Below are 25,979 nucleotides of genomic sequence, written 5' to 3'. Positions count from 1 at the left end.
CTAGATAGTGGGGATTTTTTTGGCTTGGTTACAGGCGAGTGCGGAGCGGTGAACAGACCAGTAAGGCTAACGCCCTATTCGAATTTTGGGGAATTATTTGTTGTCTGTCAAACAAAACGCCCCAACCGAAGTTAGAGCGTTTGCCAACTGGGAATTACAACACCAACCTGTGGTGCGACCCTGTCCAAAAACAAAACGGTTAACCGAAGTCAGAGCGTTTTGCCGATTAGGAATTACTGCACCAACCTGCGGTGCAACCCAATCCAAGTGCATACTATAGCGTCTTTCTTGTGCTAATGCAATAGTTAGTAAAAAACTATTGACTCTTGCTTAGAATGTGGGTAAGATAGCACCCACAATGATGATGAGTTTAGCGAGAGTTTCGTTTAATCTCCTAGGAACCGCCACTAGCCTTGTGCAGTGGCGGTAACTTTTTGGGGATTATTTGTTGACTTTTTTCTGTGCATTTGTTAAGATTAAAGTTAAGGAGTTGGCTAGGCGTTTCCACCTAACCGTACCTTAGCGATCGCAACTCGCCTTAGGTATCCTCATATCAGTAAGCGGAAGTGCTCACCAATATAAGGACGATGAGGATCAATGCTTTCACTACAAAGTTCATCGTTCGCTCCTTACACTTTTGGCACTAGCACTGGTTAGTGCCGTCCCAGTCTGACAAGCCTTGTCAGACCCATATATTATAAACTTTACTATACAAAAAGTCAAGATTTTACAGTTTTTACTGGGGTCTTGGCTTTTTTTTGTTGGTCAAGTTTGAGGTGCTTAAAGTGCTAGACACGCACAGCTAAAAAGACTAACCAACGCCATCACCTACATGGCTGAGGCGTTGGTTTGAGCTGTGATTAGGAGTGTTCCTTGACATAAGCTCGAACTGCATTGATGATGAGTTGGTTTTGCGGAATACCTAAGCGTTCGGCATACTCTTTGATCAGTGCAACATCGTCTTGATGTAGTTTATAAGTCTTGCTGATGATGCCGCGCTTTGCGTCCGATTTTGCTTGAATTTCAGATCTTGACTTTGCCATATTTTGAACCTATAATGGTTTTAAGGATCAGGTTGATGGGCGATTTTGCGGACCTCCCACCAACCCCCAGCCAAGGTTATTGTTGTTTGGCTGGCTTGTTATCTAAAACGCATTATTACTAATGCACATTAGGATAACAAGGACAATGAGCTTTACTAGGGCAATCATTGTCGTCTCCTTAAAATTTACTGGTGCTAGTCACCAGCACCTACCTAGCGAAACCAACAGCTAGGCAGTACCTATTATAAGGGTACTTATATAAAAAGTCAAGTAATTTCTAGCTTTTGGGCTGAAATCTTGGCTTTTTTATTACCCAAAAAATTAAGTTTTTCTTTGACATTGCTTGCCATCTTTTCTGATGATATAATGCGTCAAACACGCCCGCCATGCCTCTCAATTGACGCACAAACTGGCGGGTTTTTTGTTTTTGACACCAGCCGCATTTCCCGCCTGTGCCTTTTCCATTTCAACCAATCTATTGTGAACGATCAGCTTGTTATGGCTAACGCCCTGCCATAGTTTTCGGAGATTGGTTTGTCTTGCTGTTTTACTTTCCAGTTATCATAACTACATCACCAACATAACTGGAGAAAAAAACCATGTTTCAAGCTGGCGACAAAGTTCACTTCATAGCCAAAGCAAATAAAAGCCCAATTAAGGTTTTCACTTTACAAGCAACCAACAATCCAGACTACCCACTGGCGATTGTAACAGGTGCTGACTGTTGGGTGTTTCGTGCCGATGGGCGAATGACCACCAGTGATAAAAACCCTGCCATTTGCCATGCCACACCTGCCAGTGCGACTCGGATTTTAAAACAGATGTTCGGCTATCGTGCTGGGCTGATGGGGGTTTTTGCATAAGGAGAATGTGATGAGCTTATTTATTCATGCCGATGATTTAGCACTGCTTGATGGCAAAGATTATGGCTATATGACAGTGCAGGTTTTGCAAAATGGCTACTTCATGGTTCGCTATTTACCAACCCAAGATGTTGATGTTGAATGCACTTACAAGTTTCCTTATCGCATTCATGCTGATGGTGAGAATGCAGGATATACTGAGCTGATGACCAATGGATTTGATTTGGACGAGCTAAAACATATTCGCTTTTCATTGATGTTTGAGTGCCGACAGCTAAGGTCTTATATTTTGATTGATGATTGCGTTTTTTAAGCGTTTTAACAGTGGTCTGAGTGGTGGGTGGTAGGGTTATACTAGGTTGCCATTCAAAAGCGATTAGAGCGTTTTTAGCGTTGTTGGTTGCCCCTGCTAAGTGCGGGGGATTTTTTTGGTTGGGAGATGGGGGGGAGCAGATGGGATTGAGGAATGCTAACGCAAGATAAAAGTGCGTCAGATAGGTTTTCGCTCCCCTGAAATTTCTTATCCTACACTTGATTTGTGTTTAACTATCGGAGTAAAAACATGAATCAAGAAACCATTGACCTGTTGGTCCACCACTTCAATTTTAGTCTTGCCAAGCGGACTTTTTTGTCGTCCGTCAAAGCAGTTTACAAAGAATGCGGTCTAAATTTGAACCTAAGAAAGGGTCAGAAAAAAGACAGCTTCACCCTATCGATTACCGATGAGCAAACAGGTATCACCATCAAAGCCACCGCTGAAAAGTTTGAGACTTTTGGCATACCTGTGGTGACAGACCATGAGGCTGCTTTGTCATTTAAACAACGCCTAGCAGCTGCTCACAGCGTGTTAAGTCAGTTAAGATTTGCCCAAAGACTCAAAGACCAAATCAAGATTGCCTATGGCGACGCTGTGGTTAAATTCCTGTTCACAAATCCATTCGTTGATAATCAGTAAGGGAGGTTGGGGAATTAAACCTGTTTCGTCCAAGGTGGTTATCTTAGCCCAGTAATAATTTAGAAACATGAAAATTGAAGATTGATGTTCTTTTATTTTTATAAATTTTTATTTTATTTTAGGGCCTCCGCTAGGCCTTGTGTGGCAAGGGATAGCGAAGAAATAAGACGACGGATAGTGTGCAATAAGACGACGGATAGTGTGCAATAAGACGACGGATAGTGTGCAAGCCATTTTGAGTTATCCACAGGAAATTGCCGTCAATTGTAAACGGTTTGTTGCATGAAAAAGTTCGTCAGCCAGTGGTGCAATTCCCCAAAAAATACACTATGAAAAAAATCAAAACAACAAAAGACGTGTCATTAACAACCAGCTTTGATGAACGCCAACTGATGGTGGTCAAACACAACAGTTTGATTGAGGCAGCGTTTCGTTTAAGCGAAGCAAAACAGCGACTGATCCTATTGGCCATCTTAAAAGCACGGGCGGTGACAGACAGTGAAGAAGTTCTCAAACGAAAGGTGCTGATGGTCTATGCGTCCGACTACATGGCAGTGTTTGATGTCAAAAGAAATGCCGCTTACCAAGCTCTTAAAGCCGCTTGTGATGGCATGATGGAGGATCGTTTCCAATACAACTACATCAACGAAAGGGGCAAGCCTGCTATCGGCCACGGCAGCTTTGTTCAGCACATCAATTATGAAGAAAGCGTGGGCATGATTAAGCTAAAATTCTCAGAAGACATCATTCCATTTTTAGTGGCACTGGATCGCAATTTCACACAATATGACATTCGCTTGGTCTCACAGCTTGAGGGCATTTACGCCATTCGTTTGTATGAAACTTTGGCAAAGTATAAAAATTTTGGCAAGTTTTTTATCTCAACCGAAGAGCTAAGACGGCGCATGGGTTTGCAAGATTTTGAATATCCACGCATGTTTGATTTTAAAAAACGGGTGCTTGATTTTGCTTTAAACCAAGTCAATGAGTTCACCGATTTGGCAGCACAATATACCGATAAAAAGTCAGGCAGAGCCATTGAGGGGTTCTGGTTCACTGTCAAATTTCAAGGAACGGGTTTGGCCAAAGGACGCAGCGAAGAGTCGTTAAGAGCGCTTGAGATTGCCACCGCCCCTGTCGATGTTGATGAAGAAGAAGTGGCGATTATTGAGGCACAGATTGACGACTATGTGGCATTTTTAAACGCCACAGGCAGACAGATCACTGCTCGCCATAAAGAGAATATCACCAAAAAAGCGATGATGGAAAAATGGGGTGTGGCGGCCGCCAAAGAACAAGAAGAACGCAAAAGACAGAACAAACAAAAGCGACAACAAACGCAGATGGTTTTGGATTTGCTTGAAGAAGAAGATGAGAAAATCCGTGCCAGTGAACAAAGCAAAAACCAAATGTTTGTGCTGAATTTTGAGGTTATGTCAGAAGACATTCAAAGACAAATCTTTGATGAAGTGGACAGGCTTGTGCCAGGTTCGGTGCTTGCCAATTACCGAGCAGCACGACAAGCAGGTACGGCTCATCGTGACTTGATGTTCCGCTTACATTTTCGTCAAGCGATGACAAAATTGGGATACGCTTAGGTGAGTTTTTGGGTTAAGATAGGGCGTTGATTTTAATTTTTTAAGAGCAAATTTTATGAGCGTGATTGTCAATAAGGTGATGCTGACTGCCACCATCAAACAGGTTTTTACCAAGGCAAGCAACAAACATGTGCTGACAGTTTTGCACGGCAATGCAGAACACAAAGTGCTGTCCAGTGAGTCGTTTTTGGTGGGTGAGCCTGTGATGATTGAGGGCAGACTTGGTACGCACACCAAACATTTTAATGACCCAGAAAGTGGTCAAGTTGTGGTTAATTACACCATCATTGTGGCGGATAAAGTACAGCGATTATCGGCACAAGACAGTGAAGTTTTGACAGAAAAAAGCCATCAACAGAGTGCTCCTGATGAGCCAATGCCCAAAGAAAAACAGCTTATCCGCACATCAAGTGATGAGCAAAAAACTGGGCAGACTGCAGGTGAAACTGGTGGTAAAACTGCTGACAAAGTGGCTGACACCACCGCCAATCAGCAGAGTAAACCAACGCCTAAAGCACCCAAAACTGATGCGGCAAACAGACCAAAAAACTGTTGGGAGTTTGTGCAGACCCACATGGCTGACCAAGACAATGAGGATAAACAGGGGGAATTTTAACAGGCAAACTGGCTTATTTATCGTGCAAAAAGCAGGTGGAGTGATTGGGGGAAAGTGGTACTAAAGCCCCTGTTACATGGAACATCAATCCGCCTGTTTTTTTATGCAAAATTGGTGGTTTTAAACAAATGTCGTAAAACGCCACTTATCTGTCATAAAAAGCCATCTTCATGTCGTAAAACACCACCTTAGTGTTAAAAAACGCCATGTTTGCGTCGTAAAAAGCCACTTTAGTGTTAAAAAAAGCCACCAATATGTCGTAAAACGCCACACTTGCGTTGAAAAAAGCCATTGGCATGTCGTAAAACGCCGCTTGTCTGTCGTAAAACGCCATGTTTGCGTTAAAAAACACCACCTTAGTGTTAAAAAACGCCATCAATGTGTTATAAAACACCATCTTTGCGTTGAAAAAAGCCATGTTTACGCCATAAAACGCCGCTTGTCTGTCGTAAAACGCCATGTTTGCGTTAAAAAACACCACCTTAGTGTTAAAAAACGCCATCAATGTGTTATAAAACACCATCTTTGCGTTGAAAAAAGCCATGTTTACGCCATAAAACGCCGCTTGTCTGTCGTAAAACGCCACACTTGCGTTAAAAAACACCAATTTCATGTCATAAAAAGCCACACTTGCGTTATAAAACACCATTCTTGGGTTGCAAAACGCCACTTGTCTGTCGCAAAAAGCCAACTGCATGTCGAAAAACACCGTGCTTGCGTTAAAAAACGCCATCAATATGTCATAAAACACCATCTTTGCGTTGAAAAAAGCCATTGGTGTGTCATAAAACGCACTGTCCCAGTCATAAAACGCCACAAAACTGCCAAAACCATCAAAAAATAACACTGGATTATATATTTTAGCTATGCTAATATATATCATGAAAGTGGAGTAACATATCGCGAATTGTTTTCCACTGGATTTGGTTAAATTTTTATCGGAAACTTAAGTTATGAATCAAAAATTTTTACTCGCTGCCGCTGTCATTTCATCGGCTGCTTTGGCAGGTTGTGCCAGCACACCAAGCCACATCACCACCAAAAATTTGCAGTCGTATTCGGCACTTGACATCGTCGCCCAAGAGTCACAAAAAGCATCGAATGCCATGCAAGTTTTGACCAAATATCGTCAAGCACAAAACATGACTTTGGATCAAAGACAAGCCAATTTTGAAAGCGATCGCATCGTGATTGACTACATTGGTAAGCCACGACAAATTCTTGCCAGCATGGCAATTAAGTACGGTTATCGCTTTATTGAGATGGGCAATGTGCGTGATTTGCCAACCGTCAATTTCACCAAAGTGCATGGCACGCCAGAAGATATTTTGATCAATCTAAACGCAAAACTTGTCAATCAAGCCAGCATTGCGATCAATAAAAATGACAAAACCATCACCTTGATTTATTGATTGGACAAGGGGAATTTTTTGATGAAAACGCAAAAATTTTTAACGGTATTGGCGTGTTGTCTTGGGGCGGTTTTTGCCAGTCAAGCACAAGCAAAATACCAAATTGATGATCAAAATGATGGGTACTTTGCCACTGCTGATGACTTTTTAAAGGCACAAAGTCGCATTCACCGCTCGGGCAAATTGACTGGTGGCATGGAAGATGCTGTGCGTTTAAAAGCGGTTGAAGATTACGCAAAAAGTGTCGCAATGCAAGCGTCAATTCGCAATCATATGCGTGAAGTTAGCCAAACCATTTCGGCAAATTCTCGCAATTTGGACGCCATTTATGACTTCTCACCGCTGATGATTCAGGGCAAAGTTGTACCGCCTGTTGTCGTTGAGGCGGTGGATTTGTACAACCAAAGTGGTAAGATGCAAGTGCGTTTGACTGACCGTGTTTATGAAATTTATAAGCAAGCACACATCGCATCAACTGCACCAAACTGGCGAGATTATTTAAGTTTTTCCAATGAAGCTGATGCTTATCAAGATTATGTTTTTGCCACCGCTGGTCTAAAACCAAAAGGTCCACTTGAGAAAAAAGTGTGGGACAAAGCCACTCGTGAGGGTTGGGAGATTGGCAAAAAACAAGCCAACACCATCTTACTTGAATCGATGGATCGATTGAACCGTGACTATATTGGTATGGTGCGTTTCCATCAATTGGCAGCTGAGGGTAAGCTACAAATGCCTGCCATGTCCAGCTACGATTTGTCGGACAGTACCGATGGCATTCGCCTACTTATGGGTGAAAAACTTTTGCAAATTACTTCTTTGCCACAGTTTAAAACCGCACCATCTGCCATTCAAAAACAATTCAATCGTGATGTTTCGTACAAAGGTTATCTAAGCAGTGAAGACAAAGTTGCTGCCACAGATACACCATTAGAAGTGCGAAATCCCCCTGCTGTTTTGACGCAAGTTTTTAAAGCACAAAACGACATTCCAGTGATTGATGAACCACGAAAACAAATTCTTAACCAGTTTGAAACGATACAAAGCACCGACTATTCAATCACCAAAATTACCACCAAGGTGATTGGTGAAGTGCTGCCAACTGTCGTTCCAGACAAGTCAGAATCTGAAAATAGTGAGCAGTAAACTGGTGTCTTTTTATGTCAGATTTTGATTTACAAAGAGAGGATATTTTAGGTGGAGACGGTGAAGAAAAGCGCTTTTTTTCACCGCTTTCACTCAAGATAAAAAAGCTACCGTGGGTGACAGATTACACTGATCCGCAGCGGTTTTCTGCACATCGCAGACAATCAATCTACGAACTTTTTAACGAAATCAGTCATCAAAAAAACATCTCAGATGTGATCATTTCCCCTGGCTTGCCTGTACTTGTCAAGGTGAAACGCAAAGGGCTTTTTGCCGTCACCCACCGTCCTCTTGAGATTAACGAGGCGGCAGAAATGGTTACGGCAATTACCAATATGCCCAACGCCCTAACCCTAGTCAGTCGTGGTTTGCCTGTCAGTGGATTGGCTCGATTGCTACAAGGCGATCAGGTAGATATGCACAACGCTACTGAGTATATCGAGTTTGAATTTCAGAGAAAAACTCGATACCGCTATGAGATTGTCGGTGCATCAGGCTTGCTTGGTGACAACGCTTATTCGATGGTGATGCGCCCCCTACCCGCTGAGCCACCACTATATTCTGATTTAAAAATCCCAATGGATTTTATTAATGAGTGCATCGTTCCGCAAGGCATGGTGATTATTGCAGGAGCAACTGGTGAGGGTAAAACCACTACCCTATCGTCAGTCATTCGCTACATCATGGAGAACGACACTTTAATTAAAGGTAACATCATCACCCACGAAGACCCTATCGAAATCCCGTACGACTTGATCAAAAGTGAACACTCGTATGTGACCCAATCAGCGATTGGACCGCACATTCAAACCTTTGATGCTGCCAACCGTGCAGCCATGCGTCGTTCATCGGATTTGATTTTGGTGGGTGAGCTTCGCGATGATGAATCCGTGGATAAAGCAGTGGAGTTGTCGCTCACAGGACACCCTGTTTTTGCCACCACCCACTCAAGTAATGTCAGTGCGATTATGCCTCGTTTGCTCTCTCGTTTCCCTAAAGAAATGCAAACGCAAAAGTGCTTTGACATCTTAGAGGCAGCTCGTTTGTTTGCTTCACAAAAGTTGATTTGGCGAACAGATGGCACGCTAATGGCAGTTAGAGAATACCTGCCCTTTAGTTCATCTCTTCGCTCATACTTAAAACAATATTCTGAAACCCCATCAGTCGTTTCTCGCAAAATTGCGGGCATTATGAAAGAGGGTTTATTCGGTGTGGATAGTTTTGAGGCGCAAGGTAAACGGTTCTTAGAAGATGGCATTATTAGCGAAGAAAGCTATCGCCACCTCACCAGTAAGGACGAACCTTTTACTGATGAAGTCCAAGAAAAATTAGATTCTTTTTAAAGGAGCAGTTAGATGCGATACGATCATTGGTCACACAGCAGTCGTGAATTTAAGATATTTGGCATACCTGCAGGTCCTGTAATTTTGACATTCCCAATGGCGTTTTTAATCTCTAAAGGGGTGTCAATCATGTGGTTGTTTTTGATTGCCATGTGGATGTTTTACATCATTTTTGTGGGGTTTTTTCGCCTACACCCACGCCATAGCTGGTTTTTAATCCGTACTTGGCTGACAGGTAAAAACAAGGGGGCGAAAAACGAAAACAGCCCATTGCAGTACTGATTTTTAGGTTATTGGTTGGAGTTTTTTAAGATGGTTGATGAGATTGATACAGAAAACCCAAGTGATGTTGATGTGCAAAATGATGAGCAAATCGTGGACACAGAGGACACTTGCGACGAACAAACACCAACCAAACTTGGTGCATCTGTTGTCGTTCGAGATGGTTTTGTGGAGGTGGCGATTTGTGGTGAAGACGGCTTTTTTCTAGAAAAAGTTTGCGATCCTTGCGTTACTGATGATGAAAAGGTTTTGGGATTTTTGCCTTTTGGTCATACCGATTACGCCAAAGTGCTAGTGCCAAAAGATGCCAATCAACCATCAAGTTTTGAGAAATTTGTCGTACACCCTGCTGTGCCAGAGAGCCATTACACCGCGTTTGATAGCTATGAAAGAGTGTTGTTTGACGAAAAACAAAGCATGGCTTTGGTTGCCTTGCTCTCTTTTTGGCTACCTGTGTTATTAAAAAGAGACGACCAAAAACCCACCAATTTAGATATTAATCTTTATTATGGTTTGGCAGCTTTAAGGGGTAATGCGGAAGAAAATGTGGTTCAAAAAACGGAAACTGAGCTAAAAACACGCTTAAACCAAGTGTTGGAATTATTGTCTTTGATTTTGAAAGGCAAAGGGCTGGATTACCGTTTCTCTCCTGTTTTTGGCTATGTGGAAACAGCGGCAACCTACGAGCTGATCAGTTCTGAAAAACAAGCTGATCGTGAAATTTCTGTGATGGGGGGTATTTTTGTGGATATGGGTTATGCCCAAACCAAAGCCATGCCCATTAGCAAAGATGGAGCACTTAAAGCCATGCCGATCTTATTAGACGGTCTGGCATACAAAGATATTTTGCAAAGCGTCAAAGAAATTGCCTGCCAAAAACTCAATAAACCTGTCAATTTCAGCCAAGCGTCATTAAAAGATATTTTCAAAAAAGGTGGCATTGGGGAAGCGGGCAGCGCTCGTTTTGTCTCTTTGGCAGATGAAATCAACAGTTTTTGCACGGGCTATCGTGATAGGTTGATTGATAGCCTGTCCTATTATGAAAATGAAGAAGTCTATATGGGGTCTGTTTATTTATCAGGCAATAATGCGTTCATTACCGAGTTAGACAATACAAATTCAGCACTGGAATTTAAACACCATGACAGAACAGCTGCGGGTGCTTTACTTCTTGCTGCTAAAGCGAATGGAGCGTTTAAATAGCGATGGACACTTTTACCCAAAAAAGCGTAAAACTAAAAATCCCAGCGGCACACCATAAGCCCTACCCCTCTTGCTACCTGTTCAGCGTGCAGAGTGATAAAATCCCTACGTCGCTTTTACATGAGCATGAAAAGTTTTTATATAATTGTTTATATAAGGTAAATAATAGAAGTGAACATTACCAGTCCATAGATGGGTATGGGTTTGCTTTATTGGGTGTTAGTATTGAAAGTGACTGTTCGTCTGTTTGGAAAAAACACAGTGAATCTCACTTACAGGCTCATTTGAAGCTTGTGGAAATTGTTCGTTCTATAAAAGCACACCATGGCAAAAAATCAAGAGTTCGTACACATAAGGCACTGACACTACACACCAAAACAGGGCAAAAAACACCTGTATTTTATATGATTATGGGTATTAAATGGTTGGCGTCTTTACTGCACCATCAAGAGCAAGCCAAGCAAAATGGAGATCTTTACGCCACCAGCTCTTATACGCATCTATTGCAAAACCTTGGTTTACATAAAAAAGGCAATGCTTTTAATAACCGACTGTTGGCAGTTTGTCATCAAATGGCAAAAGCCAGTGATTACCAACCCTCTTTTTGTTTTGAATTTAAAGACGGCAAAGTGATGAGTGCCTATACTCCTGTTGCTTTGCCAATGGGGGAAGATGAACACTTGCCAGTTGCCGCAAGCAAGCAAAAAGCCAAGCCACAAACACCCGTGGGTGAAAAAGCTGTATCTGATAAAGCAGAGAAACCCACAACTACCGAAAGACCAAAAGTTCAACAGCCCGCTTCAGCAAAAACCAACGAAGTGAAAGCTGAACCTGTTGTGCCTGCAACCAAAGTTGAGCCTAAAGTCGCAACCAAAGTAGAGAACCCAAAACCAGCAGTGGCAACCAATACACAAGCAGAGAAGAAAAAGGATAATCAGACAAGTTTCCCGAACATTCCTCATTTCTTCTAAAAACATTCATAGCCAAGAACCAAATAAGTAGGACAAACCATGGCTCAACATCAAAGACACGCTTCAACACCCAAACCACCAGCATCAGGTGGTGGTGATAATGACCTTGTGCATTGGGCGCTCGGTGGTGCAGGTGTTATCGTGGCGTATTTCATCAACGCCGCCATGTCTGCCGCCACCTTGTATGTGTATTCGATATTCACCTATGTGCCTTGGATCATGAACCATTACATGGGGCGTATGGGCTTGGTTGTCACTTTGTTAGCCTACGCGTTTATTTCTGTAGCGGTAGAATCGTTATTTGTACTTCGCGATAAAAAGAAAAAGAAAGCAGGCCGAGTGGTTGGCAGCGAGACTGCTCATGCAGGATATTTTTTGGCGATTTACTGGTTGATTTTGGCAGCATGGCACGCAGTTACTATCCACACAGACCCAACACAAACTGGACTATTATGGCATGTCTCGGTGGTATGTAATCCAAGTGACGCAGCCAATCCGTACGGCAGCTGCCAGAATGGCTTTACCTCATTTTTTTCTGTCAGCTATGTTGTTGTGCTATTTTCTATGCTTGTGCCAAACATGGTGATTGCTTTGATGTTTTTGCCGACAATCATTCGTGGGGCATTTGATTTAAACAACCACCCTGAATTGTTGATGTCTAAAAAGATTGATACTTACGACAAGCTGTTTAAAGAAGTTTACACCAGCCACCCACATTTGGCGTTTTTTACAAAGATCAACCCAAACAGATACCCTTTGTACGAGGGAGTATTTTCTCGCCTGCTTAAAAGCCGAACATTTGTCGCCAAAGAGGGTTTGATTAAAGACTTTGTTCAAAGACCCACAGATGTTAAAGAAATTCGCCAAGTCGGTGCTAAACAAAGTGGCAGTACATTAACAGACGCAGGCGGTGAGTCTGCTCGTGTTGATGATTTAATCCCCCTACTTGATGAGAACAAATTTAATCGTGTTATGCTCAAGCAGTTGGGTCAGCCATTTACAGGCATTAAATCACTGACAGAAGAGCAAACACTCATCATGGGTATTATCATCGGTCAATGTGCTGCTGCGGGTTCTGTGCCATCAGACATTCGTAAAGAGGCGAAAAAGTGGGTTGAGGTTCACACCGAGCGGTTGTGGTTGTGGTTGGCAAGCGAGGCTTTAGAAAAGGTAAAAATCCCTAAAAACAAACTTACGGCAGCAAAAAAGGAAAAGTGGCCAGATGGTTATGATTTGAGCCAACTCAAAGAAAAAGCCCCAATCAGTGGCTACCCTGGTTATGATGAGTGTGTTCGTTATATTCGCTATTGGTTCAATGACCCTGAAATTCAAAAGATATTCAAAAAGCATGCTTATACACACACCATTTTACATGCAATGCTCATTCAAGCTCGGATCGTGGGTACACTCCAACCAAGTAATTTTCGTTGGCTACGGCTATATGATCGCAACCTATGGGCATTAATTCAGAACATTGGGCGTGATTCTGTTTTTTCGGAAAACCTGGCTTCTATCAGCCATTATCATGCCGAAGTGAAAGCAGGTCATAAAGTAAACCGTCCGCAGTTTACAGCGGCGTATGTGGGTTTAAATGAGCGTTTGACCAACTACCTGTACACGCAAGAAGACAAAGAAATGTTTGAAAAAGGTGAATTGACTTACCTGTTTACTATCCGTGATGGTATCACACCTTATGACACATATAAAAATGGCAAGCCAAAAAATGATAAAGGCGAAATCATCGACGATGATGTTGGTGATGTTTACCTTGAATTGGATTGATTTTTTTTTTTTGAAAGGTGATGTGTCCATATTTGGACACATTGGTTAAAACCAGTTGGCACAGGAAAAGTGTCCATATTTGGACACTTGCAAAAATGCAGACAATGAAAATTGTGTTTTTGGTGCTTTGATGACATGTGTCCATATTTGGACACGCCAAAATCCAAATTTCGATTTTAGTTGCTTGATGCAATGAATTGAAAAAGTGTCCATATTTGGACACGAAACTTAAAACAAAAAAATGTGTCCATATTTGGACACTTTAACAAGGTTTCAAAATGCTGGAAATTTACCGTTTTTTACCCAATGACATTAATGGGGCAGTGAGTACTTTACAAAGCAATGCAGAGAGACTGGAACAAAAGTCTCATTTGTTTTTGCATTTATCCAAACTCAAGGTGGTTGCAGAGTCTGGTTTGTATGCCACAGACATTCGGTTTAATCTTATTGAAACAGAACAGGCAGGAGCTGTCCCTGCTGGGTTTTGTGTGCAATCGGTATCTTTGCTGGAAGCTCAAGAGCGAATGAATCGGCTCATCAGCGAGGCGTTTTTCACCAACCACCTGCTAAAAAGTATGGTGTTTGCTTACAGCAAGACTTTGGAGATTTTTACAGACCGCTTCCAAGATGTAGATTCGCTTAAAAGCCCGCGTCATTTTTTACTGCTACGCCTGCTTGATGGCTATTTAAGAGCAGTGGACGAACACCGACAAGTAAACACCACAAACACCATCTACTCGCTTGAGCCAAATTGCCAAGCAATCAGTGCTTTTGAAAAAATGATTAAAGGGGCGCAAGACCTTAATAACAAACAACGTGTTGGTCAGTTGAGCTACTACGATTTTCAAAATGAACCGCGCCCCACTCTGTTCTTAGGGGGTAAGGTGCATGCGTTTTCTGAAGAAGTGCAAGAAGAGTACTGTGCGGCATTGGTTTCTCGTATCGGGCTGATGGTGCAACAAGCATTGGAGGAAGCAAGTGCTGTTGATGATGCTATCGCTGCCGTAGCCCTAGAGCGTACAAAAAACCCTTTACTCGCCACTGCCCTATTGTCGGCTTGGGTATCAAATCTAGAGAATAAAGCAGCTCATCTGATTATGAGTAAAGCAAGACAAGTGGCAAGCTTGCGAGAAAGAAACCGAGCTTTATATTTTGCCCTGCAAGCATTAGGGCCGATGGTGGTTTGGTGTCGTTCTCACATTCGTGGTGCATTGACTTCCACAACGCACAATGTGCTTTTGCATAATGAAATATATATCAAGCAGTGTTGCCAGCAATTAGCACCATACCAAGACCCACCACTGGCATTGATTGAAGAAGTGTCCGCTTGTTTTGAGCAAGTAAAAAGTGGTGAGAGAAAGAACAACCCTTATGGGTTTTTGGTGAGCAATATTTCGTTGTTTGATAACGAAGAACAACTGCCCCTACTGCTCAAAGAGTTTGCATTGATTGTTGATACCTATGTTGAGATTGAAAAACAAGCAGAGAGCTTAGGTAAGAATGTGCCCATTATTGATTTGGTCAAAAGACAACGCTTGCCAATGCTCCACAAACAAGATGGCAATGTTGATTACAGAACTCACCGTCAAAAGCTGAGAGAGTTAATCACAAGTAATGTACTTGACGAAGAAGACGGCGGTCAGCGGTTCCATACCAAGTTGGCAGAATCAATCAATATTAATTTAGGATAGACGATGTGTCCATATTTGGACACATTAAAGATTTATAGTTTTGATTTTAGTTGCTCGGCAAAAGTGTCCATATTTGGACACACTGCAAATTTAAAATCCATCATCAAAACCAAACTTACTTTTCAAACCAATGTGTCCATATTTGGACACTCAATAACAAAACCAAAAAGTGTCCATATTTGGACACGGGGAGAAAATCAATGTCCAAAACATTAGTGATCGTTGAAAGCTCAAAAAAAGCCAAAACGATTGGCAATATCTTAGGGGACGACTATAAGGTTATCTCATGTGGTGGGCATATCCGCAACATGACCAAAAAGAATTTGGGGTTTAATAAAGATACCTTGCAAATTGAATATGAAAAATCCGCTTCTAATCAAGAGTGGGTAAACAAGGTAAAAAATGTCATCAACAAAGGCACATTTGGTCATGTGATATTGGCTGCTGACCCTGACCGTGAGGGAGAGGCAATCGCCCAGTCTTTAAAAGAAGAACTGGGATTAACCGATGCAAATTCTAATCGGGCAACCTTTCATGAGATTACCGAAACTGCCATTAAAAACGCCATTCAAAATGGTGCAGATGGTAAGATTGACACCCACTTGGTGAATGCCCAAGAAGCTCGCCGTATTCTTGACCGTTATGTTGGCTGGGAGTGTACAGACGCTGTTAGTAGTCGCACAGGGCGTAAAATGCCTGTTGGCCGTGTGCAGTCGCAAGCGGTGCTGTTTGTCGTTGAGCGCGAGCGGGAGATTGTCAATTTTACAGCTCAACCTTATTTTAATGTCAAAGCCATTTCTAAAGACGGCATAACTGGTGAGACGCCATGGTTCGCCACTTTGGACTTAAAAGCGTCTGAGCTGGGTGTGGAAGTTGCGCACCGTACAGGCACAAAATTAATCTGGACAGATGAGAACGCCGTAAAAGCGCTAAAAACACTGGTGGAAAGTAATGGCTTGATGTTCCAGCAAAGAGAGCAAAAAGAAGCACACAGCAGCCCTAGACCGCCGTTTATCACCAGTACCTTGCAACAAGCTGCTATGCGTAAGCTGAAATTGAGTGGTAAAAAGATTGATGAGATTGCTCAGTCGCTTTATCAAGACGGTTATATCACCTATCCCCGTACAGACAACGCCAATATCTCCGATGAAAAGTTCGAGATGATCAAAGCATACTGTCTTAAAGAGAGCTGGCCTGTTAGCCCAACCAAGCGTTCTTATTCTAATAAAAAGAATGCTCAAGAAGCACACGAGGCAATCCTACCCACCTTTTTAGATCATGAACCGCCGCTCGAGGGTGATCATAAGGCACTGTATGAAATGATTAAATCTCGTGCGATTGTCAGTCAGCTTATTGATAAGCAGTTTATCAAGGATACGGCGACATTCCATGTGCAGGATGACACTGGCAAGACTTTTGTGTTTAAAGCTGTTGCTAATAAGGTAACAGATCCAGGGTTTTCTGGTTACTTTGACAGCACTGCCGATGAATCTATTGATGACGATGATGATAAAGAATTGGAATCAACGCCTATTCCTGAGTTTAGCACAGGGCAGACGGTCAAGGTTGAAAGCTGTGAGATTGAGAGCAAGGAAACCACGCCACCACCACGCTACACCCAAGCCAGCTTAAATAAAAAGCTTGACGACACAGGCATTGGCCGCCCATCGACTTATTCAACGGTCTATGAAAAAATCAAAGAGCATGGTTATATCACTGAAGAAAAGGACCGAAAAATCGCACCAACCCCCAATGCCAACCTTTTGGTGGAAAATACCGAAAAAACCTATTCAATCATGCAACATGATTTTACCAGCAAAATGGAAAAAGAGTTGGATCAAATTGCTTGCAATGAAATCAGCAAAGAAGATGTGCTTCGTCCATTTTTTGCAGAAGTGGATAAGAACAACAATAACCTTAAGAGTATGCCACCGCTGGAGGGTGTATATAAATGCCAAAAACAAGATTGTGACGGCACTTTGATTCGTTACCAGTACAAGGATAAGAAAGGCAAAGCAAAAGAGTACTTGCGTTGCCAAGCTTGCCAAGAAGCCTATGCCATCACTGAGAAAGGTCCTTACAGCTTTACGATGGCACTGGCGCCGTTTTTAAACGAGGACGGCACACCAAAACACCCTTGTCCTAATTGTGGCAGTGCAATGTGGAAGAGAAACAAAAAAGACGATCCCAATTCGTACTTTTGGGCTTGCAGTAATAGTAACAAGCCCAAAGAGAGATGCGAGAAGCTTGCAGACGATAATAATGGTGTGCCTGATTTTTCAGAAAAAACCGAGAAGTGGTGGCGAGATTATTACTTCGACAAGTTTGTCAAAGCTGGCAATAAAGCAAAAGTTTGCCCTATCTGCAATGAGCATTCTTTGTACCTTGTAGAACCAAAAAATGGTGATAAGTTTTGGAAGTGCAAAAACTGTTGTGCTCGTTACTATCTTCCAAAAGATGATTCTGAACCAAACTTTGAGTACTGGGGAGAAACCTACAAAAATATTCTCAAAGACGATAAACAAACACCAAAATACGCTTGTCCTGATTGTGGTGGTGCCTTGCGGGTGCTTAATGCCAATAAAGATGAGAGCGAATGGAAAATCCATTGTTCTGGTATTTACCCGTCTGAAGATAAAAGATGTTCTTTCAATGCAGATGGTTATAAAAAATACACCCAGTTCACAGCGGAGCAAATCCGAGAAGACACTTACGGTGGCATATAAGTGCCATCAAGTCCGTAAAAGCAGTTCTATTTTTAGAGCTGCTTTTTTTGCGTGTCCATATTTGGACACATTGGAAATTGAATTGACAAATCAAGCAAGCAAACCATAAAAAACCATCTGTCCATATTTGGACACTTTCGTTATTTTAATCGATAGGGTAGTGCGTGTATCGTACAAGATTTTTATCCTATCGGACAATAAAAATGCAATTTTAGCGATATTTTTTGTTTTAACACTTGAAAATATCGAATATATAGCGTATTATGTCAGACAAGAAAATTGATGTATCGTACAATTTGGGAATGAAAAGTGTCCAAATATGGACACATAAAAACCGAAATTGATGAATTTTTACTAAGTGTCCAAATATGGACACATAAAAAAGGAAGAAACCAAATGTCTAAAAAACAAACTCGCATTATCGCACTGACCAATCATAAAGGCGGTTGTGGCAAAACAACAACTGTTGTTCATTTGGCCGCAGAATTGGCTCATCTTGGCTTGTCTGTGCTTGTTGTGGATTTGGACCCACAAGCAAACAGTAGCGATCATATCGGCAAGCAACATTCGTCTCTCAACCCACTATCTGTTCGTGACCTACTGCTCAAAGAAACAGATAATATCATGGAAGTTATCCAATTTGAGACCCGTTTTGACGGCGTGGCATTATTACCATCGTCTCTATCTTTAACCGTTGATGGTGAAAAAATCAAAGACCGTTTTCAAGCTCGCCCTTTTGAGGCTTTAAAAAAAGTACTGGCTCCTGCAGTTGGTGTTTTTGATGTCATCTTGATTGATACACCACCACACCTGGGCATTCTCACTGCCAATGCTTTGGGCTGTGCCACTGATTACATTATCCCTGTGTTTAGCGGTTCTCAGTATGGCTTGAGTGGCACAACAACGCTACAACAATACATTGGTGAAATTCGTGAAGTGAATCCTGAGCTTAATATGTTAGGTGTTTTGCTTTTGCACCATGACTCACGCACCAATGTTTGTCGCACCATGAAAGAAGTGGTACAAGAAACTTTTGAAAAAATCATTCCTATCGACATTCCTACCAGCACCAAAATGGAGCAAACCACAGCAATGCAGACCAGTATTCGCAAACTGGACCCAACTTCTAAAGTAGCTCGAGCATTTAGAAAATTGGGTTTGTGGGTGGCTGCTGAGATTGGTTTTGCTGTTACCAAAGATGCCGAAACTGATGCTGATGATACAGATGAGGACGCAGGCGGTGAGTGATGAATTTACTGATCAAACGCAATGACTTTTTTAAAGAGTTGGAAAGCAAGGTGGTTGCCAATATCGTGCATTTTGCCATTGATAAACGCAAGAAAAACCTAGTGATTAAATTTTCTTTTTTGTATGGCTCTAAACAACTTGAAATATATCGGTTAAATTACCACAGCCATGTCAAAGATGATTTAAAAGGTTGGGTTGAGATCGACAGCCACCTTATGCCAACAGAACAAGTACAAAGCATTGCCAATTTATTAAAAGCATCAAACATCGAACATAAAATAAAGGAGTGATAATTATGAGTTTTAATGCCCAGGCTTTAAAAGAAAGAATGACAGCAAACATTCAAGCTCAACAATCTGCAGAAAAGGGTGTTGATCAGTTACTGGATAAAGACACAACAGAGTTAATGCAAATCTCTTTGGATAAAATCAAGCCAAATCCAGCACAGCCACGCAAACGCTTTGATGAAAGTGAGCTGTTAAAATTGGCGGACTCTATCCAAGACGCTGGGTTGATTTCGCCCATTACGGTGCGTAAAGTGCCAGGTATGGACCAGTATCACATTGTTGCAGGCGAACGCCGTTACCGTGCTCACCAAATGCTCAATAAAAAAACCATCAGCTGTGTGGTGATAAAAATCAATGACCAACAAAATGCACTGATGGCATTGGCTGAGAACTTAAGCCGTCAAGATTTGACAGATTACGAGATTGCCAAGGCGGTGTCTTTGTTTGAAAAAGACTTCCCAAACCGTAAAGAGTATGCCAAAGCAATCGGGGTAACACGGCAAAAGCTCTACCGCTTACTGTCTTTTGAAAAGTTGCCAAGGGTGATTATCTCTATCTTGGAAGATACCCCTGATTTGTTTTCTTGTGCGCAAGCAGACCGTTTGGCTACCATTGCCAAAGGTGTGGACGAAGACGCTTTTGTTGATGCAGCACTCAAAGGCTTTGATGAAATGCGAGAAAACCGCTTGACCGAATCAGCACTGCCTGATTTTGTTAAAGACTTGCTAGAATCGCCTGAAGAAACAGAAATCGCCCCACAAACACGCTTGGCAAAATCTACGCTATTAAAGCGCACCATCAGTGTTGGTGGTCAAACCATGGGCAAAATCAAGCAAGACGCTAAAAAACTCACTGTTGAGCTATCCAATGAGTCGTTATCAGATGATAAACAAAAACGCTTGTTTGACTTCTTAGAAGAATTACTCAATTCGTGATTTTTACCACCAAAAAAAAAGCAGCCCAAATTTGAGCTGCTTTTTTTTGTTGCCAATTAACGATTAGTCATCTTTTGGTTTTGGATCAAAAGTGCTATCGCTGGTTTTTGGCTCAACCTTGGTGGTTGTCGCTGAGCGCTCATGCTCTTCCTCAACTGTTTTTTCTAGACGAGAGTCATCAATTGCAGTAGAGTTATCTTGATAAGAGCCACTGATCACAACTTCAGGATTTTTCCCCGTGTTGAGGGTGGTGTAGCTCGTATCGTTATAAGACCGACCACCTTGTTGATAAGATGTACCGTCAGGCGTGGTTGTTGGTTGTTCAACCGTTGTTGTTGGTTGAGGCTTGTTTCCTTGACCACTAGGAGTATAACCAGCATCTTGGTTAAATCTACCTAATGACGATACGCCCTGCGAGGTCTGGTAACGCACTTGATTTTCAGATGTTGCTTTCACCTGTGGAGCAGTACCAATAGCCATACCACCTGATGGGTCACGTGAAATCACCCTTGGTGCAGGTTGTTCCGCTCGTGCGATGCGAGATGCACTTTGCACCTGTGGCGATGGCGTTACTTGGGTTGTTGCTGTTGGTGTCGCTGCCACATTAACAGGGTTAACAACAGGAGCGTTATTACCATTATTAAGGTTGGCAGTCACGCCTGTTGGAGCGACAACGCCTGTCGGGTTGGTTGACACAGTGCTAACAGTGTTGGCAGGACCACCCATGTCTATTGTCGCAGTTGGGGTGGCAATAGGACTTTGATGCTGTTGGTTGGTTCCGACAGTTTGCACAAACGCTCCGCCTGCATCAGCAACTGGGTTGGTGTTTGCAGGTGCTGGACCAGCCAAGTTGCTCGCTTGGGTTTGAGCATTAGCCACAGGCACATCGTTACCACCAGCAAAATTGGCAGTACTTGTAAAGCCGTTACTACCAGGTGTGCCAATTACCGTATTGCCAGAGTTGACAAAGTTAGGTGTTTGGGTATCACTAACCACGCCTGCAGATGGCCAACCATTAGCTTGATTGTTATTGCCGCCAGCAAACGCACCTTGTGCAGTGACTGCTGACACAGCAGCAGTATCTTGACCATTGTGGTTATTTGTTGGTCCTGCCACATTAGAGGCAACATTAGCAGCACCGCCCACCGTGAACGCAGGATTTGTATTAGGAGCAGTGATAGAGCCTAGGTTCACATTGGTGGCCTGTGGTTGGTTGCCAGCCCCATTGTTGTGCATTTCGCTTGCAACATGAGCATTACCCGCCCCGTGATTGCCAGCTAGGTTACTCACTGCATTGTTGTTAACCTGTCCAGCAGGGCTTGTAATGACATTTTGAGCGCCATTATTAGCCGTTAGACTTGATGGGTTCAAGTTATTCGCTCCTGCAGTTTGCGATAGGGTGTTAGTGCCTGTCGCTAAGTTGCTAGCAGAATTTGTACCCAAGTTGGCATTTGGTACTGCACCCAAGTTGGTGTTTGGTACATGGCCAACAGTCACACCTGGGTTAATGTTGGCTGAACCACTAGGCTTAACATCAGCGGCTCGCTGTGCTTTTTCTAGGCTATTTGGTGTCAATTTGACATCATTTGCACCAGAAATAGCATTGCTCACAGGCGTGGCTTGTTGTTTTGTATCACCTGTTGCACCTGTAACAGTGAAACCATCTGCTTTTGGAGCAGGTTGGTTAGCGCCGCCAAGTGTCACTGAGCCTTGATTACTTCCATCAGTGTTCCGCACATCTGCTGTATTAAATGCAGATACTGGGTCTTGTTGAACGGTGGCACTATTACCATTTGCAGCCGTTTCAGCTGTTGTTGCAGGGGTTGCACCGTTCTGTTGGGCAACAGACGCAGGGGCTTCGCCATTTGTCGCTTGTGGGGCATTATCACCGCCATTCAAGGCAACAGAGGCATCAATCGCATTGTTTTGATTGTCTGATACGCCAAAGCCTGCAACATTCGTGCCGCTATTAGTGGTATCAGCAGCATTAACCACAGATTGATCAGCAGTTGTTGCAACAGTTCCACTGCCAGCTGCATCAGCACCTGTTGGGGTGTTGTCAATCGGCGCACCAGTGCCTGTCACATTAGACGCACCACCGTTGGCAGAAGTGGTGTTTCCAGATGTCCAAGTGCCTGCCCAAGCAGCATTGGCTTTGTTGTCTTTACCGCTGATATTGTCACTGCCAGTAAAGCCTTTATTAATGCCTTTGTTACCACCCGCAGCAGTCACAGAACCTTTGCCGTCAGGTTTAAGCTTGTTGGCTTGTGCCTTATCAGCACCGCTTGCGCCACCCAACTTGGTAGTGTTGTTTGCAGCTTTGGTTGTTGTGCCAGTAGCTGCAGCATTTTTAGCTTTAATATCAGTGCCTTTTGCTTTCGGATCCTGGTTTTGTCCAGCTTTAGCAACAGGGGCGAATTTAGCATTTCTAAAGCCACCACCTTGACCAGCAGCGTTTCTAAGAGAACTTCCAACCAAGAACCCAGCTGTAGCACCAGCAATGCCGCCCGTGTTATGTGCTGATTCAGAGATATTAGCGTTAGGGGTTTCTCCCACTAAATCTGACCCACCTGCATCTCCAGTGCCTTGCCCACTGCCCAGTCCAGTAACTGCAGAATTTGCATCACTATCTGTTGCCGCATGGCTATCACCACTGGTGTCTGTCAGATCATTATCTTGACCTGGGCTTAGGTCAGTGCCAGTTGCACTGTCTTGCTGATCATTAGCTGGCTCGTCAAGGTCTTGATGGGCTTCGTCTGTGCCCTCCAAGTCATTAACTGGAGGTTTTTCATCTTGATTGTCAGCAGTTGTTGGCGGGTTCCCGTCCAGAGGTGCGACATCACCACCATCATTAACAGGATTGTCTTCACCTAGAGGTGATTTATCATCAGAACCCTTAGGATCGGTTTCGTCCCGTTTTTCATCAGCAGCAACTGTGCTTTCTGGCGTTTTTTCTGTATCCAAGGCGGATTTATTACCGTCTTTCCCTCCAGATAGGCCTAGAGCAGAACCTTTTCCTGTATCAGCGCCTTTGTTTTGATCGTCCTGAGGATCTTCACCACCACCGTTATTATCACGGGCTTTTTCCATCTCTCGGCTACGCTCTTTGTTGTTTCTCATGGCCTCCTTACGGCGGCTTTTCGCAGCAAGTGCCAAGCCTCCAATCGTGCCAGCCATACCACGCATAATGCGATCGCTGTCCAGGTTGCCAAAGTTTCTCAACAAGTTCGTGCCTAGCCAGTCTAGGATATTATCGCCAAGCTCTTGCACCAAACCAAAAATTAAGTAAGTAATGGCAACCAAAGTAAAACTGTAGATATACCAATACGCTTTCATGGTGGTTAAGATTGACAACAACTCTCCTATGGTGGTGCTAGATGTAGAACCTGCAAGTGTTTGTTTGATGTTAAAGAATGTTTGAGTGAACAAAATAACAGCGGGTTCATACAACACAAACGCCAAATAAAAACCACACAAAATCAGAATGGGTCTAAAGAACAAGCCAATCAGGGTGATATATCCCTGTTGTTGTGAGCCAATAAAACGATCACCTTGCAAGGCGTGCATGATTAAGAACACAGGGATAGCAAACATCGTCTGTGTGACTTGTAAAATCCAGCCAATCGCAGCCAATGTCAGCAAAAAGTATGGCATGGTAGGGATAACCACCCCGAGCATTAAACCAATAAGCTCGAAAGCCTCACGCGCTTCTTCCAAAAATGGTTCGATAACTGTTGTAAACAAGGTGAAAATGGCCTGAACGAGGACATCTGAGGCACCGATAGACGAGCCAAGAGTAAGGAGAGCGACACCAGCGTTGGTTCCAGCCCCTTTTAACGCCGCACCAACAACAGACAGACCAATAACTGCTGCTTTTTCAATTACAGAGATCATTGTGGCTGTAATAAGAAACATCTCGCCACTGTCTTGGATACGGAATAAAATATCACCGCTTTCTTCATGGTTTAGATTCAGCCCTTGACCATCATCAGCTTTCACCCCTAGGATTCCTTGAATGGCGTATTCTTCTGTGCCATAAATCATGCGAGAAAGCAATCCCGTTGGAACCAAGCGGTTTTCATCGATTTTATCGCCATTGGCTGATGCTTGAGAAGCCATAGAAAGCGTGCTGATGTTGCCAGCGCCCGTGCCTACACCTGGTATGGTAGCAAACTCTCTTAACAAGCCTTGATAAACACCCTTAAAGCCATCTAGGTGCTTATTAAACATAGATTCTGACTCAGGGTCTGGGTCTTGTGGGTTTAGATGGAACGAGTCGCCCCGTGCATAAATTGTTTTATCGGCAACCTTACGCACAGAATTTAATCGAGCACGAGAAAAACCTGCATCAAGCCAGCCGTTTTTAAGGAACTGTTCCTCCATTTCACGCAGGTTTTTGGCGCTGACCTTGTTGTTGATAACCTTTTTTTCAGTCAAATAGTTTTTAATTTCAGCATTTAACTGAGCAGTGTTGTTGTTAGCAATGGCAATGATTTTTTCCACAGAAATTGCATCAGCAGAGCCAGCGAGACTTGCCGCTTCCCCTGATGCACCTTGGGCACCATTACCACCAGCACTGCCTGTTCCTGCACCATTTTCTCCACCCTCGGTGTTTGAAATGTCTGGGCTAGAGCCGATTTGCACCTGCCAACCATGGCTTACTGGTGGTGGAGCGGATAGCTGGGCTACCCAGTTTTTACCCAATGAACCAGCACCAGACGCAAAAGTGTTGGTCAGTTCTGCAAAGGGCAAGTCTTTAATTCTTGAGGCAACTTCAGTACCAGCAGCCAGATAAAAAGCATCACGATAAGTTGCCAAAGCTGCTAGGTTGCGTGCAGACTTGATAGTAGCGCCGATACGCTCCATATCAGAGGCAGACTGACCACCAAAAACTTTACGAATAAAATATTCCTTTGACGAGTTATTCCATGGTTCCACTATAGGTGTCATGCCGACAGGAGTATCAACAACAACCCCTGCTGAATTTATCGCATCTACCACACTCCAATCAGGGATTTCCAAAGTTAAACCACCACAAGTAGGGCTCGACTTTTGGTTACTGGCCTTGTCGTAGATCTCAAAACCTGCTTTTTGATTGGCATTAAAACTCTTAAAACTCACTTCATTAAGAAATGGCTGATTGACAATAAGCATGGCACTTTTGGCACAATACCCTTGTATAGCACCATAAAAAGCAGCATCTGTCAGGTTGTTTGCCGCTGCAAAAGCGGGGTTTTGATCGATGTTGTTAATGGCAGGCGAGACCAACACCGCTTTTTCAGCAAATTTCTCATAGGCTTTGTTGGCAATCCCGTTTGAGTTTAGGGTAATCGCCATCAAAAACACCGCCACCAGCGGATAGCCAGAGACGGTTGGGAACAGCATTAACACCGAAAATAAAGGACGCCCCCACAAGCCAAGGATTGAACCCGAACCACGGGCAAAACCCTTAATTTCCCCATCGTTGGTTGAAGTAATCATGTTGGCAATCATAGAGAATGCCAAAATCAATAAAACAACCGTCAAAGAAATGACACTGACTTGATTAATCAGCAATGGCACAATACTGCCATTAGGATCAATTTGGGTAAGAGCAGGGGATTGTCCTGCGGTGTAAAACGAGCGGATAAAGTTCTCGTCAAACAGGTACTGGAGTATCTGAATGACCTTGTCTTGCTCACACGCCGCTGCGCCATGTGGACACATAAAAGAAGTATTGTCAGCCATGAGTTATGTTCCAATTTGCTGATTATCGGGGTTAAAAACTGCAGTCACACTTCCTTATCATTCTTTACAAAATAATAAACATAGATAAGTAATAATGCTGCTCTATTCATTGTTTCCATTCTCACCTTTTGTTAAAATTTGCCTGTTTAAAACG

Annotated in this window: 21 protein-coding genes; 17 read left to right on the top strand and 4 right to left on the bottom strand. The window is 43.1% G+C overall.

The genetic code is table 11. The annotated features are described in order from the left end of the window. Positions 1-93: 93 nt before the first annotated feature. Both ACFBZI_RS11595 and ACFBZI_RS11590 read right to left on the bottom strand, forming a co-directional pair. Positions 94-273, bottom strand: a complete 180-nt coding sequence (locus ACFBZI_RS11595; protein WP_375716530.1) for a hypothetical protein — start codon at positions 271-273, stop codon at positions 94-96. A gap of 587 nt (positions 274-860) precedes the next feature. Further along, positions 861-1,043 (bottom strand): hypothetical protein, encoded by a 183-nt coding sequence (locus tag ACFBZI_RS11590; protein ID WP_375716529.1) that lies wholly within the window; start codon positions 1,041-1,043, stop codon positions 861-863. Positions 1,044-1,642: 599 nt separating this feature from the next. Between ACFBZI_RS11590 and ACFBZI_RS11585 the strand changes: the two genes are divergently transcribed. From ACFBZI_RS11585 to ACFBZI_RS11565, 5 genes are all read left to right on the top strand, one after another. Beyond that, positions 1,643-1,906 carry a hypothetical protein gene (locus tag ACFBZI_RS11585; protein ID WP_375716528.1) on the top strand — a complete coding sequence of 88 codons (264 nt, stop codon included), beginning with the start codon at positions 1,643-1,645 and terminating at the stop codon, positions 1,904-1,906. 10 nt (positions 1,907-1,916) lie between these two features. Continuing rightward, positions 1,917-2,219 (top strand): hypothetical protein, encoded by a 303-nt coding sequence (locus ACFBZI_RS11580; protein WP_375716527.1) that lies wholly within the window; start codon positions 1,917-1,919, stop codon positions 2,217-2,219. 249 nt (positions 2,220-2,468) lie between these two features. Continuing rightward, a complete protein-coding gene (locus ACFBZI_RS11575; protein ID WP_375716526.1) occupies positions 2,469-2,861 on the top strand; it encodes a hypothetical protein in 393 nt (130 codons plus the stop codon). Between the two features lie 329 nt (positions 2,862-3,190). Beyond that, the gene (locus ACFBZI_RS11570; protein ID WP_375716525.1) at positions 3,191-4,459 is read left to right on the top strand and encodes a RepB family plasmid replication initiator protein; all 1,269 of its coding nucleotides are present in this window, start codon (positions 3,191-3,193) and stop codon (positions 4,457-4,459) included. A 55-nt stretch (positions 4,460-4,514) separates the two neighbouring features. Next, positions 4,515-5,075, top strand: coding sequence for a hypothetical protein (locus tag ACFBZI_RS11565; RefSeq protein WP_375716524.1), 561 nt, complete (start codon positions 4,515-4,517; stop codon positions 5,073-5,075). A gap of 145 nt (positions 5,076-5,220) precedes the next feature. Here the strand turns inward: ACFBZI_RS11565 and ACFBZI_RS11560 are convergent, their stop codons facing one another. Continuing rightward, a complete protein-coding gene (locus tag ACFBZI_RS11560; protein ID WP_375716523.1) occupies positions 5,221-5,892 on the bottom strand; it encodes a hypothetical protein in 672 nt (223 codons plus the stop codon). A 136-nt stretch (positions 5,893-6,028) separates the two neighbouring features. Between ACFBZI_RS11560 and ACFBZI_RS11555 the strand changes: the two genes are divergently transcribed. From ACFBZI_RS11555 to ACFBZI_RS11500, 12 genes are all read left to right on the top strand, one after another. Next, positions 6,029-6,487, top strand: coding sequence for a hypothetical protein (locus ACFBZI_RS11555; RefSeq protein WP_375716522.1), 459 nt, complete (start codon positions 6,029-6,031; stop codon positions 6,485-6,487). A gap of 21 nt (positions 6,488-6,508) precedes the next feature. Further along, positions 6,509-7,630 (top strand): type IV secretory system conjugative DNA transfer family protein, encoded by a 1,122-nt coding sequence (locus ACFBZI_RS11550; protein ID WP_375716521.1) that lies wholly within the window; start codon positions 6,509-6,511, stop codon positions 7,628-7,630. 314 nt (positions 7,631-7,944) lie between these two features. Continuing rightward, on the top strand, positions 7,945-8,973 hold the full coding sequence (locus tag ACFBZI_RS11545) for an ATPase, T2SS/T4P/T4SS family (RefSeq protein WP_375716520.1): 1,029 nt from the start codon (positions 7,945-7,947) through the stop codon (positions 8,971-8,973). Between the two features lie 12 nt (positions 8,974-8,985). Beyond that, positions 8,986-9,255: a hypothetical protein gene (locus tag ACFBZI_RS11540; RefSeq protein ID WP_375716519.1), complete on the top strand. Its 270-nt coding sequence runs from the start codon at positions 8,986-8,988 to the stop codon at positions 9,253-9,255. 72 nt (positions 9,256-9,327) lie between these two features. Then, positions 9,328-10,458, top strand: coding sequence for a hypothetical protein (locus ACFBZI_RS11535; RefSeq protein WP_375716518.1), 1,131 nt, complete (start codon positions 9,328-9,330; stop codon positions 10,456-10,458). Positions 10,459-10,460: 2 nt separating this feature from the next. Further along, positions 10,461-11,429: a hypothetical protein gene (locus ACFBZI_RS11530; protein ID WP_375716517.1), complete on the top strand. Its 969-nt coding sequence runs from the start codon at positions 10,461-10,463 to the stop codon at positions 11,427-11,429. A 39-nt stretch (positions 11,430-11,468) separates the two neighbouring features. Further along, on the top strand, positions 11,469-13,211 hold the full coding sequence (locus ACFBZI_RS11525; RefSeq protein ID WP_375716516.1) for a secretion/conjugation apparatus DotM-related subunit: 1,743 nt from the start codon (positions 11,469-11,471) through the stop codon (positions 13,209-13,211). Positions 13,212-13,489: 278 nt separating this feature from the next. Beyond that, the gene (locus tag ACFBZI_RS11520) at positions 13,490-14,902 is read left to right on the top strand and encodes a hypothetical protein (RefSeq protein ID WP_375716515.1); all 1,413 of its coding nucleotides are present in this window, start codon (positions 13,490-13,492) and stop codon (positions 14,900-14,902) included. A 200-nt stretch (positions 14,903-15,102) separates the two neighbouring features. After that, positions 15,103-17,628, top strand: a complete 2,526-nt coding sequence (locus ACFBZI_RS11515) for a type IA DNA topoisomerase (RefSeq protein WP_375716514.1) — start codon at positions 15,103-15,105, stop codon at positions 17,626-17,628. A gap of 396 nt (positions 17,629-18,024) precedes the next feature. Further along, positions 18,025-18,876 carry a ParA family protein gene (locus tag ACFBZI_RS11510; RefSeq protein WP_375716513.1) on the top strand — a complete coding sequence of 284 codons (852 nt, stop codon included), beginning with the start codon at positions 18,025-18,027 and terminating at the stop codon, positions 18,874-18,876. Positions 18,877-18,926: 50 nt separating this feature from the next. Further along, positions 18,927-19,166 (top strand): hypothetical protein, encoded by a 240-nt coding sequence (locus ACFBZI_RS11505; RefSeq protein ID WP_375716512.1) that lies wholly within the window; start codon positions 18,927-18,929, stop codon positions 19,164-19,166. A 5-nt stretch (positions 19,167-19,171) separates the two neighbouring features. Continuing rightward, positions 19,172-20,098, top strand: a complete 927-nt coding sequence (locus ACFBZI_RS11500) for a ParB/RepB/Spo0J family partition protein (protein ID WP_375716511.1) — start codon at positions 19,172-19,174, stop codon at positions 20,096-20,098. A 63-nt stretch (positions 20,099-20,161) separates the two neighbouring features. Here ACFBZI_RS11500 and ACFBZI_RS11495 read toward each other — a convergent pair whose 3' ends face one another. Then, a complete protein-coding gene (locus ACFBZI_RS11495) occupies positions 20,162-25,825 on the bottom strand; it encodes a DotA/TraY family protein (protein WP_375716510.1) in 5,664 nt (1,887 codons plus the stop codon). Positions 25,826-25,979 lie beyond the last annotated feature (154 nt).

This window comes from Moraxella marmotae, from assembly GCF_042219885.1.
In the GTDB taxonomy this organism is placed as follows: Bacteria; Pseudomonadota; Gammaproteobacteria; order Pseudomonadales; family Moraxellaceae; genus Moraxella; species Moraxella marmotae.
The sequence above is the reverse complement of the archived record's forward strand: the minus strand, read 5'-3'. Positions and strand labels throughout refer to the sequence as shown.

What these genes read in the sequence shown, in the direction of transcription:
- ACFBZI_RS11510 (WP_375716513.1), top strand. Translation starts at nt 18,025, where the DNA reads ATGTCTAAAAAACAAACTCGCATTATCGCACTGACCAATCATAAAGGC.
- ACFBZI_RS11595 (WP_375716530.1), bottom strand. Translation starts at nt 273, where the DNA reads ATGCACTTGGATTGGGTTGCACCGCAGGTTGGTGCAGTAATTCCTAAT.
- ACFBZI_RS11515 (WP_375716514.1), top strand. Translation starts at nt 15,103, where the DNA reads ATGTCCAAAACATTAGTGATCGTTGAAAGCTCAAAAAAAGCCAAAACG.
- ACFBZI_RS11580 (WP_375716527.1), top strand. Translation starts at nt 1,917, where the DNA reads ATGAGCTTATTTATTCATGCCGATGATTTAGCACTGCTTGATGGCAAA.
- ACFBZI_RS11550 (WP_375716521.1), top strand. Translation starts at nt 6,509, where the DNA reads ATGAAAACGCAAAAATTTTTAACGGTATTGGCGTGTTGTCTTGGGGCG.
- ACFBZI_RS11575 (WP_375716526.1), top strand. Translation starts at nt 2,469, where the DNA reads ATGAATCAAGAAACCATTGACCTGTTGGTCCACCACTTCAATTTTAGT.
- ACFBZI_RS11500 (WP_375716511.1), top strand. Translation starts at nt 19,172, where the DNA reads ATGAGTTTTAATGCCCAGGCTTTAAAAGAAAGAATGACAGCAAACATT.
- ACFBZI_RS11530 (WP_375716517.1), top strand. Translation starts at nt 10,461, where the DNA reads ATGGACACTTTTACCCAAAAAAGCGTAAAACTAAAAATCCCAGCGGCA.
- ACFBZI_RS11545 (WP_375716520.1), top strand. Translation starts at nt 7,945, where the DNA reads ATGGTTACGGCAATTACCAATATGCCCAACGCCCTAACCCTAGTCAGT.
- ACFBZI_RS11495 (WP_375716510.1), bottom strand. Translation starts at nt 25,825, where the DNA reads ATGGCTGACAATACTTCTTTTATGTGTCCACATGGCGCAGCGGCGTGT.
- ACFBZI_RS11565 (WP_375716524.1), top strand. Translation starts at nt 4,515, where the DNA reads ATGAGCGTGATTGTCAATAAGGTGATGCTGACTGCCACCATCAAACAG.
- ACFBZI_RS11540 (WP_375716519.1), top strand. Translation starts at nt 8,986, where the DNA reads ATGCGATACGATCATTGGTCACACAGCAGTCGTGAATTTAAGATATTT.
- ACFBZI_RS11520 (WP_375716515.1), top strand. Translation starts at nt 13,490, where the DNA reads ATGCTGGAAATTTACCGTTTTTTACCCAATGACATTAATGGGGCAGTG.
- ACFBZI_RS11585 (WP_375716528.1), top strand. Translation starts at nt 1,643, where the DNA reads ATGTTTCAAGCTGGCGACAAAGTTCACTTCATAGCCAAAGCAAATAAA.
- ACFBZI_RS11570 (WP_375716525.1), top strand. Translation starts at nt 3,191, where the DNA reads ATGAAAAAAATCAAAACAACAAAAGACGTGTCATTAACAACCAGCTTT.
- ACFBZI_RS11590 (WP_375716529.1), bottom strand. Translation starts at nt 1,043, where the DNA reads ATGGCAAAGTCAAGATCTGAAATTCAAGCAAAATCGGACGCAAAGCGC.
- ACFBZI_RS11525 (WP_375716516.1), top strand. Translation starts at nt 11,469, where the DNA reads ATGGCTCAACATCAAAGACACGCTTCAACACCCAAACCACCAGCATCA.
- ACFBZI_RS11555 (WP_375716522.1), top strand. Translation starts at nt 6,029, where the DNA reads ATGAATCAAAAATTTTTACTCGCTGCCGCTGTCATTTCATCGGCTGCT.